The organism is Falsiroseomonas ponticola, from assembly GCF_016805305.1.
GTDB lineage: Bacteria > Pseudomonadota > Alphaproteobacteria > Acetobacterales > Acetobacteraceae > Falsiroseomonas > Falsiroseomonas ponticola.
Genome location: NZ_JAERQN010000008.1, coordinates 300,872 through 316,576, shown reverse-complemented (window position 1 = coordinate 316,576; position 15,705 = coordinate 300,872). Strand labels below are relative to the sequence as shown.

Genomic DNA, 15,705 nt, shown 5'->3' with positions numbered 1-15,705 from the left:
ATCCCGAACTCGGCCGTGAAACACTCCAGCGCCCATGGTACTGCATCTCAAGATGCGGGAGAGTCGGTCGCCGCCGGGCCACCACGCCGGATCGTACTCCTCACCGTTTGAACACACACACACCACCGCGGGGTGGAGCAGCCCGGTAGCTCGTCAGGCTCATAACCTGAAGGTCACAGGTTCAAATCCTGTCCCCGCATCCCATGAATTAAGCCCTTAGATCATCGATCTAAGGGCTGTTTCGCGTCCACAACCCAACAACACAAACACGCTCTCACCCAGGCGCAAACACCCCGATCAGCTTGTAGCTCAGCCCCAACCCGTGCAGCCGCGCCGCACGCGCCGCCCGATCAACCCCGGCCCACGCCTCGCCAGGCCGCAGCCGCGATACCACCGCCTGCTGCGCCGCCAGCGGAAACGCCTCGATGCGGTCCGCCTCGCTCACCACCGTCTCCACATGCAGGCAGCGATAACCCGCCCGCGCCAGCAGCGCCGGCAGCGTCGCCGGGCTGAAGTGGCTCCAATGGCCGGTGCAGATCACCGAGCTCGCCTTGCCCTCCAGCTGCACCAGCAGGCTGTCCCAGTTGGGCACCTGCACGAAAAGCCGCCCGCCCGGCGCCAGGTGGCGCGCGATCACGCGCAGGAAGCCGATCGGATCCACGAAATGCTCCAGCACGTCGAGGATGGTGATGGCGTCGAAGCGCCGCTCCCCGGCGGGCAGATCGTCCGGGAAATAGCCCTCGATCACCCGGTCCCGCCCGGCCTCGCCCAGCCTTTCCCGCGCCACCGCGGCCGCGGCGCGGCCCGGCTCCAGCCCCAGCACCCGCCAGCCCCGGGCCTGCGCCTCGACCAGCGTCGTCCCCGTGCCGCAGCCGATGTCGAGCAGCGTGCCGGGCGCGCCCGCATGCTCCGCCAGGCGATCGAGGTAGTAGCGCGCGCGGGCCGTCTCCAGCTCCAGATAGGGGCCGGAACAGCGCAGGCGCATCGCCTCGATGTCCAGCTCCGAGGCCTGGTAGCGCGCCGCATCGGCGCTTTCCTCCATGACCTGCCGCGCATAGGCCAGCCCGCAGCCCGGGCAGCCGACGATGTCGATGCCGTGGTTGGTCAGGATCGCCTCGGCCGGGGCGGCCGTGCCGCAGGCGGGGCAGTCACGGTTGCGGTAGCGACCGAGCGAGCCCCCGGCCTCCGGCGGCGCGGCCTGCGCGATGGCGCGGGCCTCCGCGGCGCGGAACCGCGCATAGCCCTCCGCCAGCCTCTCCCGCATGCCGGGGATGAGGGCGGCGTCGAAGCTGTCTCGCGCGCTGGCCATGTCCGCAACCACTCCCATTCAGCGTCTCCCCAGGCCCAGCAGGCCCCTGACCCCCGCCAGCATGCGCCCGAGGCCCGGGCGCCGCTGCCGCGCATGCCGGATCGCGAGGTGCAAATCGGCTTCCAGCTCATCCTCGAAGGTCTGCACCGCGCTGAGGCGCCGGACCAGCGCGCCGGCGCGCGCCGAGGCCGCCGCATAGGCGCCCGCGTCCTGCAGCAGATGGACGGCCTTGTCCACGAAGCCGTCCCAATCCGCCGCCACCAGCTCCGCATCGCGCTGGCGGTGGATGGCCGGCATCTCCGCGCTGTAGCAGGTGATCACCGGCTTCGCCTTGGCCAGCATCTCCCGCGCGGAGACGCCGCCCGTCACGGGCCAGGTGTCCAGCAGCATCTCCAGGATATGGCCCCAGACATGGCCCGCGACCCAGCGTTCCTGGATCGCCATGCGGCCGCCGGCGGGGCTGGCCGCGATGAAGGCCTTCACATGCGCGGCATCCCCCGTGCCGCCCAGCACGAAGGTCACGCCGGGGCAGCGGAGCAGGATCCGTTCCACCGCCTGGAGGTAGGGGATCGTGACCTTGGAGAAGCGGCCATAGCTGCCGACCAGCCGCGTGCCCTGCGGCAGCAGCGCGCGTTCGGCGGCGATGTCGGCCTCCGGCACCGGCGGGTTCAGCGCGGCGGCGTCCCAGGGCGCGTCGATGCGCAGCATGGCGGCATCGCCCCAGCCGGCCTGGGCGGGGTCGAAGCCGAAGCTGTTGAAGACGGCATCGAGGTGCCGGACCGGCCAGGCGGGCATGCCCGCCTGCAGGAACACCTGCACCGGCGCCAGGCGGCGGGAGAAAAGCGCCGTCGGCACGCCGTTGTTCATGTCGGAGACGACGATGTCGGGCGGCACCGACCGCGCCTGCGCCTCGATCGCCCCGATGGTGTCGAGCGGCACGCCGCCCGTGAATTCATGCAGCGTGGCGCCGGAGGCCGCGAGATGGGCACGCATCGGATCGTCGATGAAGCGCCAGGCATAGACATCGAGGCGATGGCCCCTGGCCCGCAGCGCCGGCGCCACGGCGCGGAGCGCGATGCTCATCGGGTTGTCGCTTTGCGCGAACATGCCAAGCCAGGCGACGCGCAGCGGCCTTCCCTCCGCCGGCAGCGGCAGCTCCCGCCGCGCCGTCGTGCGGGCCAGGCCCTCGGAGGCCGCGCGGAGCGGGCCGACCAGGCGCGCGCATTGCCCGGAACTCGATTCCTCGAAGCACCAGACGAGGAAATAGACGAAATCCACCAGCTCGCAGAGCAGGCTGACGGGGGGCTGCGGCTCCGCCGACCAGCGCGCGATGGCGGCGGCCACGGGGTCGTAGAGCGCCGTGCCGCGCGGGTCCCACTTCCAGTAGTAGTAGGCGAAGCCGTGGCTGAGCGCGGCCTGGTGGCGCGCGAGGTCCGGGATGGCCGCGGGATCGGCCTGCAGCAGCGTCACCAGGCTGGCGGAGAACTCCGCATGCCGTTCCCGCGCCGCATCGCCGCCGAGGCTCGTCAGCGTGGCCAGCGCCACCTCAAGCGGCGCGGTCATGGCGTCCCCGCGGCGCGGGGGATGGTGAAGAAGGCATAGGCGGGCCCCGACGGCACGAACCCCATCGACAGCGCGGTGCGGATGGAGGGGAGGTTGTTGGTGAAGGCGTCCCAGACCGGCTCCAGCCCCGCGGTGCCGCAGGCGGCGATGAAGGCGCCCACCACCTGCCGCGCCAGGCCCTGGCGGCGGCAATCCGGGTCGGTCAGCACATCGATCTCCGCCCGGCCGCCGCCGGTCGCGGCGGCGTAGCAGAGGGCGGCGATCCGGCCCTCCCGGTGGATGAGCTGCGCCTGCGCGCCGCCGATGAAATCGGCTTCGCTGCGCCAGAAGCGCGTCACGATGCCGAAGCGGGCCTGCAGTTCGGCGGCATCCGCCGCGGTGGCGGGGCGGGCCTCCCCCGGCGCGGCCGTGGCGGCGGGCGCGGCCAGGCGGTAGCGCTGCCGTTCGGACCGCATCGGCTGGAAGGCGGGCGCCGCCAGGCAGGCGGGCAGCAGCGGCGTGTAGAGCCTGACCTTCTCGACCGGGAAGGCGCGGGCCGTGAGGTAGCCGGCCAGGGCGGCCTCGAATTCCGGGTTCGGCGCGCCGAAGGCCTGGGCGAAGCCGAAGCGGTGCTCGACATAGGCCTGGCGGGGATCGGCGGGGTCATCCGCCCACACCACGCCGTCCTGCCGCCCTTCCAGCACCGCCGCGACCAGCGGGAAGAAGGCGGGCTCCGCCAGGTAGCGCGGCAGCAGCCTGCGGGCATCGGCGGCGGGAAGCCTGTGCATGGTCAGATCGACAGCCCGCCATGCACGTCGAGCACGATGCCGTTGACGAAATCGTTCTCGACGAGGCTCGCGACGGCCTGCGCCACCTCCTCCGCCCGGCCGAGGCGACGCAGCGGCGTGCTGATCTCCACATGCTTGAGATGGGCGGGGGCGAGGGCGCTGCGGGTGGAGGGCGTGTCGATGAAGCCGGGTGCCACGGCGTTGCAGCGGATGCCGAAGGGGCCCCATTCCTTGGCCCAGGTCACGGTCATGGCGTTCACCCCCGCCTTGGCCGCCGCATAGGCCGTCTGCCCCGCATTGCCGCGCGCGCTGATGGAGCTGATGTTGACGATGAGGCCGCGCACGCGCTTGCGCGCCATCTGCTCCACCACGCCCGATGTCATGATGAAGACGGATTCCAGATTGGCGGCCAGGCAGCGCCGGAAGCGGCCGAGGTCATGCATCATCGCGTCGGGCCGCATGATGTCGATCATCGGCTCCGAATGGATGGCGCCGGCATTGTTCACCAGCACGTCGATGCGGCCATGCCGCGCCCAGATCGCCTGCACGCAGGCGGCGACGGCGGCCGGATCGGTGATGTCGAGCGTCGCTGCCTCGATCCCCTCGGGAAGGTTGGCCAGCGCGGCGGCGTCGATGTCGGCGGCGATGACGGTGGCGCCACGGCCCTGCAGATGCGTGGCGATGGCGAGGCCGAGGCCGCGCGCCGCGCCGGTGACGAGGACGATGGCGCCCTCAATCCGCAAGGTCGACTCCCTTGTCGGCCAGCACGGCGACGATGTTGGCGATGGAATCCAGGCGGATGATGTCCGCCAGCTCCAGCTCGATCCCGTATTCGCGTTCGAGCGAGGTGACGAGGTCCATCTGCTTCAGCGAATCCCAGCTCGCGATCGCCGATCGCGGCAGGTCGATCCGGATCTCGCTGGCGCGGAGGCCGAGCACATCCGACAGAAGGGTCCTGAGGCGCTGGTTCATGTCAGAATCCGAAATGGCGGGCATAGTCCTGGGCGCCGAAGCGGAACTTCTCCGCCGAGCGAGCCAGGTGCACCGTATCCGGCGCCACGTCCCGGGTGATGAGGGCGCCGGCGCCCACGATGGTGGCCGCGCCGACGGTGACCGCGTTCACGATGGTGGCGTTGACGCCGATGAAGCACTGGTCGCCGATCACGGCCTTGCCGGAGATGACGGCGCCGGAGGCGATCCAGGCATGGTCGCCGACCGTCGCGTGATGCGCGACGGTGACGTTGCCCCAGACCATGGTGTCGGCGCCGATCCGCGCCTCGGGCTCCACCAGCGCGCCGGGCAGGATGACGCTGCCCTCCCCGATCGGGTGGCTGGTGTGGATCAGGGCGTGCGGGTGCAGGTAGGTCTCGATCGCGTAGCCCATGGCCTTCAGCCGTTCGAACATGGACCGGCGATGCCCGTTCACCCCGCCATAGCCCATGGCCATGACGATGGCGCAGTCCGCCGCCGGGAAGGCCGCCGGGAGGCCCGAGAGGCCCACCACCGGCAGGCCGAAGGCGCTGCCGCCCCCGACCCAGGCGTCATCGACCGTCAGCCCCACCACCGTGTAGCGCGGATCGGCGCGGAGATAGGGGACGAGGATCTCCGCCGTGACGGCATTGCCCGCGAGCACGATGCGCTTCATGCCAGCCCGGCCCCCTCCCCGGTCCCCGCCTCGTCCAGCACCGCAAGGCCGAAGCCGGTCCTGCCGTAGCCGTTGCCGTTGTAGAGCATGTAGGTCCGATTCCCATGCTCGAAGACATAGGGGTAGCAGATCATCTCGCTGTCCCAGCCATCGGGCGAGACATCGATGCCGGCCAGGTCGTCCCGCCGCGTCCAGCTCATCCCATCCCGCGAATGGGCGAAGCCGATGCGGTAGGTGGGGATGCCCGGGGAGGCGCGGTGGGCGAACCACATGAACAGGATGCCGTCGCGCCGGATCACGGTCGGCCGGCCGAAGGCGTATTCGTGTTCGTCCTTGAAGGGCAGTACCAGGCCGGGGTCGCAGGTCCAGTCCACGCCATCGGCCGAATGGGCGTGGTGGATGCCGTAATGGTGCAGCCAGCCCGCTTCCGTCCGCGTCCAGCTGATGCCGGAATTGTACCAGGTTCGCCAGCGTCCATCCTCCACCAGGATGGCGGTGGCGGCGGCGAAAAGCGGGTTCGACTTGTCCCGCCCCAGCACGGGGCCCTGGAATTCGCGGGTGCAGGTCAGGTTGTCGAGGTCGAGGATCGCGCGCCCGGTGTCGCAGATCCACATGCCCTCCGGCAGGTTCTGCCAGCCGACGTAATAGAGGTAGGTCCGCCCGCCCTGCGGCACGATGCAGACGCCGATGACGCCGTCGCAATCGAAGGTGCCGGGCGCGCCATGCGTCATCACCAGCCTGGGCGTGCCCTCCAGCACCATCGCCCCGTCGCGGATGGTGGCGTGGGACAGGAAGGCCTGGGATCGCTGCTGCGCATCCCGGCAGGTGAAGGCGATGACGAAGCGGTCGCCCGCGTGGTGGATGGCGCAGGGATGCGATCCATGGGTGAAGCCGGGCATGTCCGGCGCATAGACGCGCCCCGCCTTCCGCCAGGCGAAGGGCCGCCCCGATTCCAGCGACCGCCGCAGCGGATGCATGCTCAGCGCCCCAGCGCGGCGCGCAGCGCCGTCTCGAGGAACTCGACCCGGCTGACGCCCTGGCGCTCCGCCTCCCGGTACAGCGCCTCCTTCAGCGCGGGATCGACGCCTTCCAGCTGCCCGGCGAAGCGCTTGCGGATGCTGCCGCCGCGGCGGCCGACATGCGGCACGTCGAGGTCGATGGGCAGCGGGCCGTCGCCCCGGGTGAAGTCGATGACGTAGAAGCAGTTGTGCAGCTCGAAGGAGAGGGTGACGTCGCGCGCCGTCTCCGGCAGCAGCGCCAGCGGCGCCTGGTGGGCATAGAGCGCGTTGTTGGCGATCAGCGCGCGGCCGAGTTCCGACTTCAGCAGCCAGGCGCCCATGCCTTCATCCGCGATGACGATGCGGCCGCCGGGCTTCACCACGCGGTCCATCTCCGCGATGCCGCGCTCGATGCTGGAGAAGAGGTTGATGCCGCCATAATGGTAGGCGGCGTCGAAGACGGCATCGCCATAGGGCAGGCGCGTGGCGTCGCAGACGGAGAAGCGGATGTCGATGCCCATGGCGGCGATCGCATCCCCGCAGCGCTCCGCACCCGCCAGCAGCATCTGGCTCGCGATGTCCTGCGCGTGGATGCTGCCCTGGCCGCCGAGCTTCTCCGCGATATGCGGCAGGTCGTTGCCCGCGCCCGCGCCGGTGACCAGCACGGATTGGCCGGGGCGCAAACGCAGCCGGGCGACCAGGCGTTCGCGCAGCGTCGCCTCATCCGTGCCGAAGGTGGCGAAGAGCCAGCGCAGCGCGTTGTCGTGGATCGCCGCGGCATCGACGATGGAGTATTCGCTGCTGCCGGCGGGCGCGTCCTCGAAGACCGGGATGCGCGTGCCGGGCGCGAAGGGGAAGGCATGGCCGGCGGCGCACACCAGGCCCGTGCCATCCGCGCTCTCCGCCAGGCTGGCGCCGCAGCCGGGATGGGGGCAGCGGAAGGCGATCATGGTCGGCATCGGCACGGTCCTATGTTCTGCGGCAGACGATCCAGAACAGCTTCTCGCCGATTCCGAAATAGTCGTTGCTGGCATGGCCGAAGGAGAAATCCTGGAAGGCCGGGCTGAAATAGGCCTCCAGCCCCGCGCGGTCCGCGAAGCCGTGCAGGCGGTAGCCGACGCGGTTGCCGTAATGGTCCTGCGCGATGCGGCAGGACCCGTCGGGCAGCGGCTCCGCCCCCTGGAAGATGTAGGAGGCGCGGTCGGCGACGGAGGCGATCAGCGTGCCGCCCGGCTTCAGCACGCGGGCGTATTCGCGCAGGTTGTCCTGCATCGTCTCGCCCTCGTCGCAATAGTAGCAGCAGGCGCAGGCCAGGATCACGTCGAAGCTGGCATCGGGGAAGGGGATGCTGGTGTTGCGCCCGACGCGGAGGTCGGCCTTCAGTCCGTGGGAGGCCAGGCGCGCCGTGGTCTGGTCCACGATGCCCTGGGTGATCTCGATGCCGGCGACGTCGAAGCCCTGCTCGCAGAGGAAGCCCGTGTTGCGCCCGTCGCCGAAGGCCACGTCCAGGATGCGCGCCCCCGGCGCGGGCTTCGCGAAGCGCAGCCCCGGATACTGCGCCAGGAAGATGCGCACGACGAATTCGGTGGGATAGGTCCGCGCCCCCGCGCGCTTCGCGTAGAAGCTCTCGAAATTCGCGTTGATGGCGGGTTCGTCAGCCATGCGGGCCTCGCATCCTCTGCCCGGCGCCGGTCAAACGGCCTGCTCCGCCAGCAGCGCCGCCAGATGCTGCCGGTCCACCTTGCCGTTCGGGCTTTTCGGCAAATGGTCCACCGGGATGATCCGGCTCGGGATCATGTAGTCGGGCAGGTGCTGGGCCAGCTGCCGGCGCAGCGCCGCTTCCTCCGCCGTGGCGCTGCCGGCGACGAAGCCGATCAGCTTGCCATAGGCCGCGTTGCTGCGGTGGTAGACCACCGCCGCCTGCACCACGCCGGGCAGCCGGGCCAGGCCGTGCTCGACCTCCTCCAGCTCGATCCGGTAGCCCATGTGCTTGACCTGGTTGTCCTTGCGGCCGACGAAATGCAGCCGCCCGCCTTCCTGCCGCACCAGGTCGCCGGTGCGGTACATGCGCTTCATGAAGCGCGCGGGCTCCGTCAGCGTGACGAAGGCGCCGGCGGTGCGGTCCGGGTCGTTGAAGTAGCCGGCGGCGACGTTGGGGCCGATCAGGCACAGCTCCCCCTGCGCGGCGGGCTGCCCATCCTCGTCCAGCACCAGATGGTCGAAATTGGGGTTCAGCCGGCCGAGCGTCGGCAGCCCCGCCATGTCGGCGAAATCGGCCTCGGTGATGTCATGCGCGCTGCAGATGCAGGTGCATTCGGTGGGGCCATAGACGTTCACCAGCGTCGCCTGGCCGCCATACATCCGGTGCAGCTTCACCAGCTCCGTCTTCGGGTAGCCTTCGCCGCCGAAGATGATGCAGCGGATGGCGGGCAGCGCCGCGGCGGTCAGCGCCTTCATCGTGGTGACGTAGATCAGCAGCGAGGGGACGGAGAACCAGATGGTGCAGCCCATGCGCGCGACATGGGCGATGAGGGCGGCGGGCGCCGTCAGCAGGCTGCGATGCACCGGCGCCAGCGCCGCGCCGTTGAACAGCCCGACATAGAAGTCGAAGACCGAATTGTCGAAATACATCGGGCTGAGATTGGCGAAGACGTCGCCCTGCCCGATGCCGAAGCGCTGCCTGCCCCATTCGATGAAGTGCAGGACGTTCTGGTGCGTCACCGCCACGCCCTTGGGCAGGCCGGTGGAGCCGGAGGTGAACATGATGTAGGCGATGCAGGCGCCATCCACCGCCGCCATCGCTTCCTGCTGCGCCGCGCGCTCCGCCGCCGTCGGCGCGGGCGCTTCCTCCGCCAGCATCAGGGCCGGGATGCCGGCGCTGTCCGCCAGCTCCCGCATGGCGGGCCCATGCGCCTCCTCATCCACGAACAGCGCGCGGGCGCCGCTGATGCGCAGGATATGGGCGTTGCGCGCGGCGGGGGAGGCGGTGTCGATCGCGACATAGGGGATGCCGAGGCGAAGCGCCCCCAGCATCAGCGCATAGGAGGCGGCGGCCTTGTTGTGGGCGATGGCGATGACATCCCCGCGCCCCAGGCCCTGGCGCAGCAGCAGGGCGGCATGCGCCTCCGCATCCCGCAGCAGGCGGGCATGGGCGATGTCGCCCCCGGGGTAGCGCAGCGCCGGGGCATCGGCGGCCAGCACCGCCCGTTCGGCGAACAGCGCGCCGAGGTTGTAGTGATAGCCGCCCATCCATCGCCACCCGGTGCCGTCCGCCGGGGCCATTCGGGCCGGCCGGCGGGGCGGCCAGCTTTACCGGCGGCCCGCCCCCAGCGCAATGACGGCGACCCCCCCCCGCCGGGCTGCAACCTTCGATTGACGGCCCATGACGGCTCCTCCATGTGTGCGGCGGCCGCGCCACGGGGTGGCGGGGGGTGCCTTGGGACCATGGACGGCTCGATGAAGGCCGCTGGACAGGATGGAGGAACTTCATGATCTCGCTCACGGTCAACAACCGCGCCGTCACGGTGGCGGCGGAGCCTGAGACGCCGCTGCTCTGGGTGCTGCGGGAGCATCTCGGCCTGACCGGCACCAAATATGGCTGCGGCGTCGCGGCCTGCGGCGCCTGCACCGTGCACCTGGATGGGGAGGCCGTGCGCTCCTGCTCCATCCCGGCCTCCGCCGCGGCGGGCAAGGCGGTGACGACGATCGAGGGCCTGCCCGGCGGCGCCAACCACCCGCTGGTGCGCGCCTGGGTGGCGGTGGAGGCGCCGCAATGCGGCTACTGCCAGACCGGCCAGATCATGCAGGCCGCCACCCTGCTGGCGCGCACCCCGCGCCCGACGCGGGACGAGATCCTGGCACATATGGACGGCAACCTCTGCCGCTGCGCGACCTACAACCAGATCGCGGACGCGATCGAGCAGGCCGTGGGGAGCGCCTGAGATGACCGACGGCATCACCCTTTCCCGCAGGGGCCTGCTGGGCACCGGCCTGGCCTTCAGCTTCGCCTTCGCGGGCCCCGGCACGGCGGAGGCCCAGTCCGCGGCTTCCGGCCCGGCCACCCTCAACGCCTATGTCGGCATCGCCCCGGACGGCACCATCACCATCCAGGCCCCGGTGCCGGAGATGGGACAGGGCTCCAACACCGCCCTGCCGCTGATCGTGGCGGAGGAGCTGGACGCGGATTGGGCCCGCGTCCGGATCGAGACCGCGCCGGTGCGCCCGGCCTATGACAGCCCGGTCTTCCGCAGCCAGTTCGTCGTCGCCAGCCTGTCGGTGCGCGGCTACTGGATGCCGCTGCGCATCGCCGGCGCCCAGGCGCGCCGCGTGCTGCTGGATGCGGTTGCCGCCCGCTGGGGCGTGCCGGTGGACCAGCTGACGACGGAGCCGAGCGTGGTGGTGCACGCCGCCTCCGGCCGCCGGATCGGCTATGGGGAGGTCGCCGCCTTCGCGACCGTGCCGGCCACCCTGCCGGAGATCACCCCCGCCGCGCTGAAGCCGGTCTCCGCCTTCCGGCTGGTCGGCCACGACGTGGCCCGCTTCGACGTGCCGGCCAAGGCGGCGGGCCAGGCGGTCTTCGCCATCGACATCCGCCTGCCGGGCATGCTGCACGCGACCGTCGCGCGCTCCCCCGGCCTCGGCGCCCGGCCGCAGTCGCATAACGGCGCGGCGCTGCTGGCCCGGCCGGGCATCACCCATGTGCTGCCGCTCGACCAGGGCGTCGCCATCGTGGGCGAGAGGGTGGAGGCGGTGCTGGCCGCGCGGCGCGACCTGGCCGTCACCTGGACCCCCGGCGAAGGCGCCACCCATTCCTCCGAACCCGCGCTGGCCAGCTACCTGGCCGATGCGCGGGACACCGCCAAGGCGGGCGTCGCCGTGGTCCGGGCCGGGGAGGCCGCGCAGGCCATCGCCGGTGCCGCGCGCGTGCACACCGCCGAATTCACCAGCGACTACACCTACCACGCGCAGATGGAGCCGCTGACCTGCGTCGCCCATGTCACGGCGGAGGCGGTGGAGGTCTGGGCCGGCACGCAATGGCCGAGCCTGGTGCGGGACGAGGCCGCGAAGATCGCCGGCATCCCGGCGGAGCGCGTGAAGGTCAACATGCTGACCATGGGCGGCGGCTTCGGCCGGCGCGCCGCCATCGACTACGCGATCGAGGCCGTGACCATCGCCAAGGCCGTCGGCCGCCCGGTGAAGGTGATGGCGACGCGGGAGGACGACATCGCCAACGCCCATGTCCGGCCGATGACCGCGCATCGCATCGATGTCGGGCTGGACGGGGCCGGGAAGATCACGGGCTGGCGCCACCGGCTGGCGGCGGATCTGGTGGTGCCGATCCTCTATGGCCGGGCGCGGCTGGATGCCCAGCGCGGCGTGGACCACATCGTCACCTACCACGCCAATGTCGCCCATTACGACGTGCCCGCGGCGCTGACCGAGCATGTGTACCGGGAGCATGGCGTGCGCACCGCCCCCTGGCGCGGCATCGGCGCCGGGCCCAACGCCTTCGCGGTGGAGGCGGTGATCGACGACCTGGCCCGCCAGGCCAATGCCGACCCGCTGGCCTATCGCGTCGCCCTGCTGAAGGACGCGCGCGCGAAGGCGGTGGTGGAGGCCGTGGGCGCCATGGCGGAATGGGGCCGGCGGCGTGAGGGGACGAGCCTCGGCATCGGCTTCGCCAAGCTCGGCCTGCCGCAGCTCGGCGAATCGCTGGCCGCCACGGTGGCGGAGGTGGCGGTGGACCGCGCCGATGGGCGGCTGCGCGTGCTGCGCCTGTGGTGCGCCGCCGATATCGGCCTGCCCGTGCAGCCCCGCAACGCGATGCGCCAGATCGAGGGCTCGCTGCTCTGGGGCGTCTCCAGCGCGCTGACGGAGCGCCTGACCTTCAAGGACGGCGCGGTGGAGCAGACCAATTTCGGGGATTACGAGGTGCTGCGCGCCGGCGACACGCCGCGGGTCCAGGTCCGGCTGATCCGGAGCGGCGAGACGCCGCTGCCGGCGGGCGAACTCGGCCTCGGCACCGTCGCGCCGGCGATCTCCAACGCCGTGCTGGCGGCGACGGGGCGGCGGCTCTCCGCCATGCCCTTCACGCGGGACCGGGTGCGGGCGGCGCTCGGCGCATAAGCCGGGGGCTTGCCCCGGCGGCGGCGGCGGGGCATCCGCTCCGCTCCGCCAGGGGACGCCTTTCCGCATGGACCAGACCGCCATCGACCTCACCCGGGTCCTGCCCGCCCGCATCCAGGGGGTCGGCACCAGCCAGATCGGGCTGGTCGCCGACCGGGGGCGGGACGACCCGGAGGTGGTCAAGCTCTGGATCGGGGAGGGCGACCTGCCCACCCCCGATTTCGTCGTGGAAGCCGCGCACCGCGCCATGCTGGCGGGGGAGACGCGCTACACCTATTCTCGCGGCATCCCCGCCCTGCACCGCGCCCTGTCCGACTACCACCGCCGCCATTGGGGGGTGGAGGTGGCGCCGGAGCGCTTCGCCATCACCGCCGGCGGCATGAACGCCATCATGCAGGCCTGCCAGGCGTTGCTGGAGCCGGGGGAGGAGGTCATCATCCCCGTCCCCGGCTGGCCCAACCTGGGCGAGGCGGTGCGCGTGACCGGCGGCGTGCCGGTGACGGTGCCCTACCGCCAGGGCGCCCATGGCCGCTTCAGCCTGCCGCTTTCCGACATCCTGGCCGCCGTCACGCCGCGCACGCGGATCATCGTGGTGAACTCCCCCTCCAACCCCACGGGCTGGGTGATGCCGATGGGGGAGATGGAGGCGCTGCTGGCGGCGGCGCGGGAGAGGGGGCTCTGGATCATCTCCGACGAGGTGTACAACCACTTCACCTACGGCAACGCCATCGCGCCGTCCTTCCTGCAGATCGCCACGCCGTCGGACCGGCTGATCGTCACCAACACCTTCTCCAAGAACTGGGCGATGACGGGCTGGCGGGCCGGCTGGATCGTCTATCCGGACGGGCTGGCCGCCACCTTCGGCAAGCTCGGCCAGTACAACACCACCTCCATCCCCACCTTCATCCAGCACGCCGCGGTGACGGCGCTGGAGGAGGGGGACGGCTTCATCCGCACCATGGTCGGCCGCTGCGCGGAGGCCCGCGCCATCATGGTGGAGGGCCTGTCCCGCCTGAAGGGCGTGACCGTCTTCCCGCCGGAGGGCGCCTTCTACCTGATGGCGCGGGTGGAGACGGGGGAGAAGAGCCTGGACCTGGCCTTCCGCCTGCTGCGGGAAGCCAAGGTCGGCGTGGCCCCCGGCACCGCCTTCGGGCCGGAGGGCGAGGGCTTCATCCGCATCTGCTTCGCCATCAGCCCGGAACTGGCGCGCGAAGCGGTGGCGCGGCTGGCGCGGGTGCTGGGCTAGACCGCGTCGCGCCGCTGGGCATACAGCGCCAGGCGCCGCGCCGCCGCGGGGCCGGGTGGCGCCTGGGGCGGTGGCAGCCAGGCCGGCAGTTCGGCCGCGCGCCAGCAGGCGGTCAGATGGCCGGGGGCACCGGGCAGGGGTTGCAGGGCGGGTTCCTCCCGCCGGCAGGCCTCCACCGCCAGGGGGCAGCGCGGGTGGAAGCGGCAGCCCTGGGGGATGGCGAGCGGGCCGGGCAGGTCCGCGGCGGCGGGCGCGGCGCCGGGCAGGTGGCGCTGGGCGGGGTCCGGCCGCGGCACGGCGGCCAGCAGCATGCGGGTATAGGGGTGGCTGGGACGGGCATAGAGGTCCTCCACCGGCGCGATTTCCATGATCCGCCCCAGCACCATCACCGCCACCCGGTCCGCCACATGCCGCACCACCGCCAGGTCATGCGCGATGAAGAGGTAGGAGAGGCCGAGCCGCGCCTGCAGGTCCTTCAGCAGGTTCACCACCTGCGCCTGGATGGAGACATCGAGCGCGCTGACCGGTTCGTCGCAGACCACCAGCGATGGCTCCACCGCCAGCGCGCGGGCGATGCCGATGCGCTGGCGCTGGCCGCCGCTGAATTCATGCGGCTTGCGGTCGGCGTGGTGCGCCGCCAGCCCCACCAGGGGCAGCAGCGCCTCCACCCGGGCCCGGCGCTGGCGGGCATCGCCCATGCCATGCACCAGCAGCGGTTCCGCCAGGATCTGCGCCACCGTCATGCGCGGGTTGAGCGAGGCGAAGGGGTCCTGGAAGACCATCTGCATGCGCTGCCGCAGGCGGCGCATCGCCTCCCCCTCCAGCCGCGTGATGTCCTGGCCCTCGAAGCGCAGCGTCCCGGCGATGGGATCGATCAGCCGCAGGGCGAGGCGGGCGAGGGTCGATTTGCCGCAGCCGGATTCACCGACCAGGCCCAGCGTCTCCCCCTTCGCCAGCGAGAAGGAGACGCCATCGACGGCGCGGACCAGGCCGGCGGGCCTGCGGCTGAACAGCCCGCCGCCGATCGCGTAGTGGCGGGCCAGGCCGGTCGCCTCCAGCAGCGGCGTCGTCATGGCGCATCCTCCACCGGGGCGCGGAAGCAGGCGACGCGCTGGCCCGGCGCGATGTCCCGCAGCGGCGGGGGCGCCGAGGCGCAGGCGGCATCCGCGAAGACGCAGCGGGGCGCGAAGCGGCAGCCCGGCGGCAGGGCGAAGGGGGGCGGGACCGTGCCCTCGATCGCCGGCAGCCGGCCGGGCCGGGCCTCGATGCGGGGGATGCTGCCGAGCAGGCCGAGCGTGTAGGGGTGCTGCGGGTCGTTGAAGATGGCGGCGGTGCTGGCCTGTTCGGCGACGCGGCCGGCATACATCACCGCCACCTCATCGGCCATGCGCGCCACCACGCCGAGGTCATGGGTGATGAGGATGATCGCCATCCCCGTCTCCGCCTGCAAATCGCGCAGCAGGTCCAGCACCTGCGCCTGCACGGTGACGTCCAGCGCCGTGGTGGGCTCATCCGCAATGAGCAGGTCCGGCGCGCAGGACAGCGCCATGGCGATCATCACGCGCTGCCGCATGCCGCCCGAAAGCTGATGGGGGTAGTCGTCGATCCGCCTTTCGGGGGCGGGAATGCGCACGCGCCGCAGCGCCTCGATCCCCCGGGCGCGGAGGTCGGCGGCGGAGGCGCCGCGGTCATGCGTGCGGATCGCCTCCGCGATCTGGGCGCCGATGCTGGCCAGCGGGTTCAGGCTGGTCATCGGTTCCTGGAAGATCATGGCGATGCGCCGCCCGCGGACCTGCCGCATCGCCCGCGCCGGCAGCGCCGCCAGGTCCTGCCCGCCGAACAGGATGCGCCCCGCGGCGATGCGGCCGGGCGGCGGCAGCAGGCGCATGATGGACAGGCTGAGGACGGACTTGCCGCAGCCGCTCTCCCCGACGATGCCGAGCGTGCGGCCGCGCGCGACCGTCAGGTCCACGCCATCGACGGCCGCGATCTCCGGCAGCCCGGCGGCGCCGAAGACCGTGCGCAGGCCCTCGATCTTCAGCAAGGGTGCT

General features: G+C 71.8%; 15 protein-coding genes, 1 tRNA gene and 1 rRNA gene. 5 read left to right on the top strand and 12 right to left on the bottom strand.

Features of this window, described 5'->3' with window-relative positions:
* Together rrf and JJI54_RS22495 are read left to right on the top strand one after the other, a co-directional pair.
* A 5S ribosomal RNA gene (rrf, locus tag JJI54_RS33185) occupies positions 1 to 79 on the top strand; the annotation flags it as partial.
* 47 nt (positions 80 to 126) lie between these two features.
* Positions 127 to 200, top strand: a tRNA-Met gene (locus JJI54_RS22495).
* Positions 201 to 274: 74 nt separating this feature from the next.
* Here the strand turns inward: JJI54_RS22495 and JJI54_RS32825 are convergent.
* The 10 genes from JJI54_RS32825 to JJI54_RS22445 are packed head-to-tail and all read right to left on the bottom strand — an operon-like array spanning position 275 to position 9,531.
* Positions 275 to 1,309: a class I SAM-dependent methyltransferase gene (locus JJI54_RS32825; protein ID WP_203075318.1), complete on the bottom strand. Its 1,035-nt coding sequence runs from the start codon at positions 1,307 to 1,309 to the stop codon at positions 275 to 277.
* An 18-nt stretch (positions 1,310 to 1,327) separates the two neighbouring features.
* On the bottom strand, positions 1,328 to 2,872 hold the full coding sequence (locus tag JJI54_RS22485) for a tetratricopeptide repeat protein (RefSeq protein ID WP_203075316.1): 1,545 nt from the start codon (positions 2,870 to 2,872) through the stop codon (positions 1,328 to 1,330).
* Positions 2,869 to 3,639, bottom strand: coding sequence for a GNAT family N-acetyltransferase (locus JJI54_RS22480; RefSeq protein ID WP_203075314.1), 771 nt, complete (start codon positions 3,637 to 3,639; stop codon positions 2,869 to 2,871). The genes JJI54_RS22485 and JJI54_RS22480 overlap by 4 nt, the downstream gene beginning before the upstream one ends.
* Positions 3,640 to 3,641: 2 nt before the next feature.
* A complete protein-coding gene (locus tag JJI54_RS22475; protein WP_203075312.1) occupies positions 3,642 to 4,382 on the bottom strand; it encodes an SDR family NAD(P)-dependent oxidoreductase in 741 nt (246 codons plus the stop codon).
* Positions 4,372 to 4,611, bottom strand: coding sequence for an acyl carrier protein (locus JJI54_RS22470; protein ID WP_203075310.1), 240 nt, complete (start codon positions 4,609 to 4,611; stop codon positions 4,372 to 4,374). Before JJI54_RS22470 ends, JJI54_RS22475 begins: the two co-directional genes overlap by 11 nt.
* 1 nt (position 4,612) lies before the next feature.
* Complete coding sequence (locus tag JJI54_RS22465) at positions 4,613 to 5,284, bottom strand: acetyltransferase (protein ID WP_203075308.1); 672 nt, start codon at positions 5,282 to 5,284, stop codon at positions 4,613 to 4,615.
* Positions 5,281 to 6,261, bottom strand: coding sequence for a glycoside hydrolase family protein (locus tag JJI54_RS22460; RefSeq protein ID WP_203075306.1), 981 nt, complete (start codon positions 6,259 to 6,261; stop codon positions 5,281 to 5,283). The genes JJI54_RS22465 and JJI54_RS22460 overlap by 4 nt, the downstream gene beginning before the upstream one ends.
* Positions 6,262 to 6,263: 2 nt before the next feature.
* On the bottom strand, positions 6,264 to 7,241 hold the full coding sequence (locus JJI54_RS22455; protein WP_203075304.1) for a methyltransferase domain-containing protein: 978 nt from the start codon (positions 7,239 to 7,241) through the stop codon (positions 6,264 to 6,266).
* Between the two features lie 10 nt (positions 7,242 to 7,251).
* A complete protein-coding gene (locus tag JJI54_RS22450; RefSeq protein ID WP_203075302.1) occupies positions 7,252 to 7,944 on the bottom strand; it encodes a class I SAM-dependent methyltransferase in 693 nt (230 codons plus the stop codon).
* Positions 7,945 to 7,974: 30 nt separating this feature from the next.
* On the bottom strand, positions 7,975 to 9,531 hold the full coding sequence (locus JJI54_RS22445) for an amino acid adenylation domain-containing protein (RefSeq protein WP_203075300.1): 1,557 nt from the start codon (positions 9,529 to 9,531) through the stop codon (positions 7,975 to 7,977).
* 239 nt (positions 9,532 to 9,770) lie between these two features.
* On the opposite strand from JJI54_RS22445, the gene JJI54_RS22440 reads away from it, so the two are divergent.
* From JJI54_RS22440 to JJI54_RS22430, 3 genes are all read left to right on the top strand, one after another.
* On the top strand, positions 9,771 to 10,223 hold the full coding sequence (locus JJI54_RS22440) for a (2Fe-2S)-binding protein (protein WP_203075298.1): 453 nt from the start codon (positions 9,771 to 9,773) through the stop codon (positions 10,221 to 10,223).
* A 1-nt stretch (position 10,224) separates the two neighbouring features.
* Complete coding sequence (locus JJI54_RS22435) at positions 10,225 to 12,408, top strand: xanthine dehydrogenase family protein molybdopterin-binding subunit (protein ID WP_203075296.1); 2,184 nt, start codon at positions 10,225 to 10,227, stop codon at positions 12,406 to 12,408.
* A 67-nt stretch (positions 12,409 to 12,475) separates the two neighbouring features.
* Entirely contained in the window at positions 12,476 to 13,654 is a 1,179-nt protein-coding gene (locus tag JJI54_RS22430) for a pyridoxal phosphate-dependent aminotransferase (protein ID WP_203075295.1), read from the top strand.
* On the opposite strand, the gene JJI54_RS22425 is transcribed toward JJI54_RS22430, so the two are convergent.
* Positions 13,651 to 14,727, bottom strand: coding sequence for an ABC transporter ATP-binding protein (locus tag JJI54_RS22425; protein WP_203075294.1), 1,077 nt, complete (start codon positions 14,725 to 14,727; stop codon positions 13,651 to 13,653). The genes JJI54_RS22430 and JJI54_RS22425 overlap by 4 nt on opposite strands.
* Positions 14,724 to 15,698 carry an ABC transporter ATP-binding protein gene (locus JJI54_RS22420; protein WP_226381992.1) on the bottom strand — a complete coding sequence of 325 codons (975 nt, stop codon included), beginning with the start codon at positions 15,696 to 15,698 and terminating at the stop codon, positions 14,724 to 14,726. Before JJI54_RS22420 ends, JJI54_RS22425 begins: the two co-directional genes overlap by 4 nt.
* Positions 15,699 to 15,705 lie beyond the last annotated feature (7 nt).

Excerpts from the sequence above, each read along its gene's own strand:
- JJI54_RS32825 (WP_203075318.1), bottom strand. The coding sequence starts at position 1,309 with ATGGCCAGCGCGCGAGACAGCTTCGACGCCGCCCTCATCCCCGGCATG.
- JJI54_RS22485 (WP_203075316.1), bottom strand. The coding sequence starts at position 2,872 with ATGACCGCGCCGCTTGAGGTGGCGCTGGCCACGCTGACGAGCCTCGGC.
- JJI54_RS22480 (WP_203075314.1), bottom strand. The coding sequence starts at position 3,639 with ATGCACAGGCTTCCCGCCGCCGATGCCCGCAGGCTGCTGCCGCGCTAC.
- JJI54_RS22470 (WP_203075310.1), bottom strand. The coding sequence starts at position 4,611 with ATGAACCAGCGCCTCAGGACCCTTCTGTCGGATGTGCTCGGCCTCCGC.
- JJI54_RS22465 (WP_203075308.1), bottom strand. The coding sequence starts at position 5,284 with ATGAAGCGCATCGTGCTCGCGGGCAATGCCGTCACGGCGGAGATCCTC.
- JJI54_RS22460 (WP_203075306.1), bottom strand. The coding sequence starts at position 6,261 with ATGCATCCGCTGCGGCGGTCGCTGGAATCGGGGCGGCCCTTCGCCTGG.
- JJI54_RS22455 (WP_203075304.1), bottom strand. The coding sequence starts at position 7,241 with ATGCCGACCATGATCGCCTTCCGCTGCCCCCATCCCGGCTGCGGCGCC.
- JJI54_RS22450 (WP_203075302.1), bottom strand. The coding sequence starts at position 7,944 with ATGGCTGACGAACCCGCCATCAACGCGAATTTCGAGAGCTTCTACGCG.
- JJI54_RS22445 (WP_203075300.1), bottom strand. The coding sequence starts at position 9,531 with ATGGGCGGCTATCACTACAACCTCGGCGCGCTGTTCGCCGAACGGGCG.
- JJI54_RS22440 (WP_203075298.1), top strand. The coding sequence starts at position 9,771 with ATGATCTCGCTCACGGTCAACAACCGCGCCGTCACGGTGGCGGCGGAG.
- JJI54_RS22435 (WP_203075296.1), top strand. The coding sequence starts at position 10,225 with ATGACCGACGGCATCACCCTTTCCCGCAGGGGCCTGCTGGGCACCGGC.
- JJI54_RS22430 (WP_203075295.1), top strand. The coding sequence starts at position 12,476 with ATGGACCAGACCGCCATCGACCTCACCCGGGTCCTGCCCGCCCGCATC.
- JJI54_RS22425 (WP_203075294.1), bottom strand. The coding sequence starts at position 14,727 with ATGACGACGCCGCTGCTGGAGGCGACCGGCCTGGCCCGCCACTACGCG.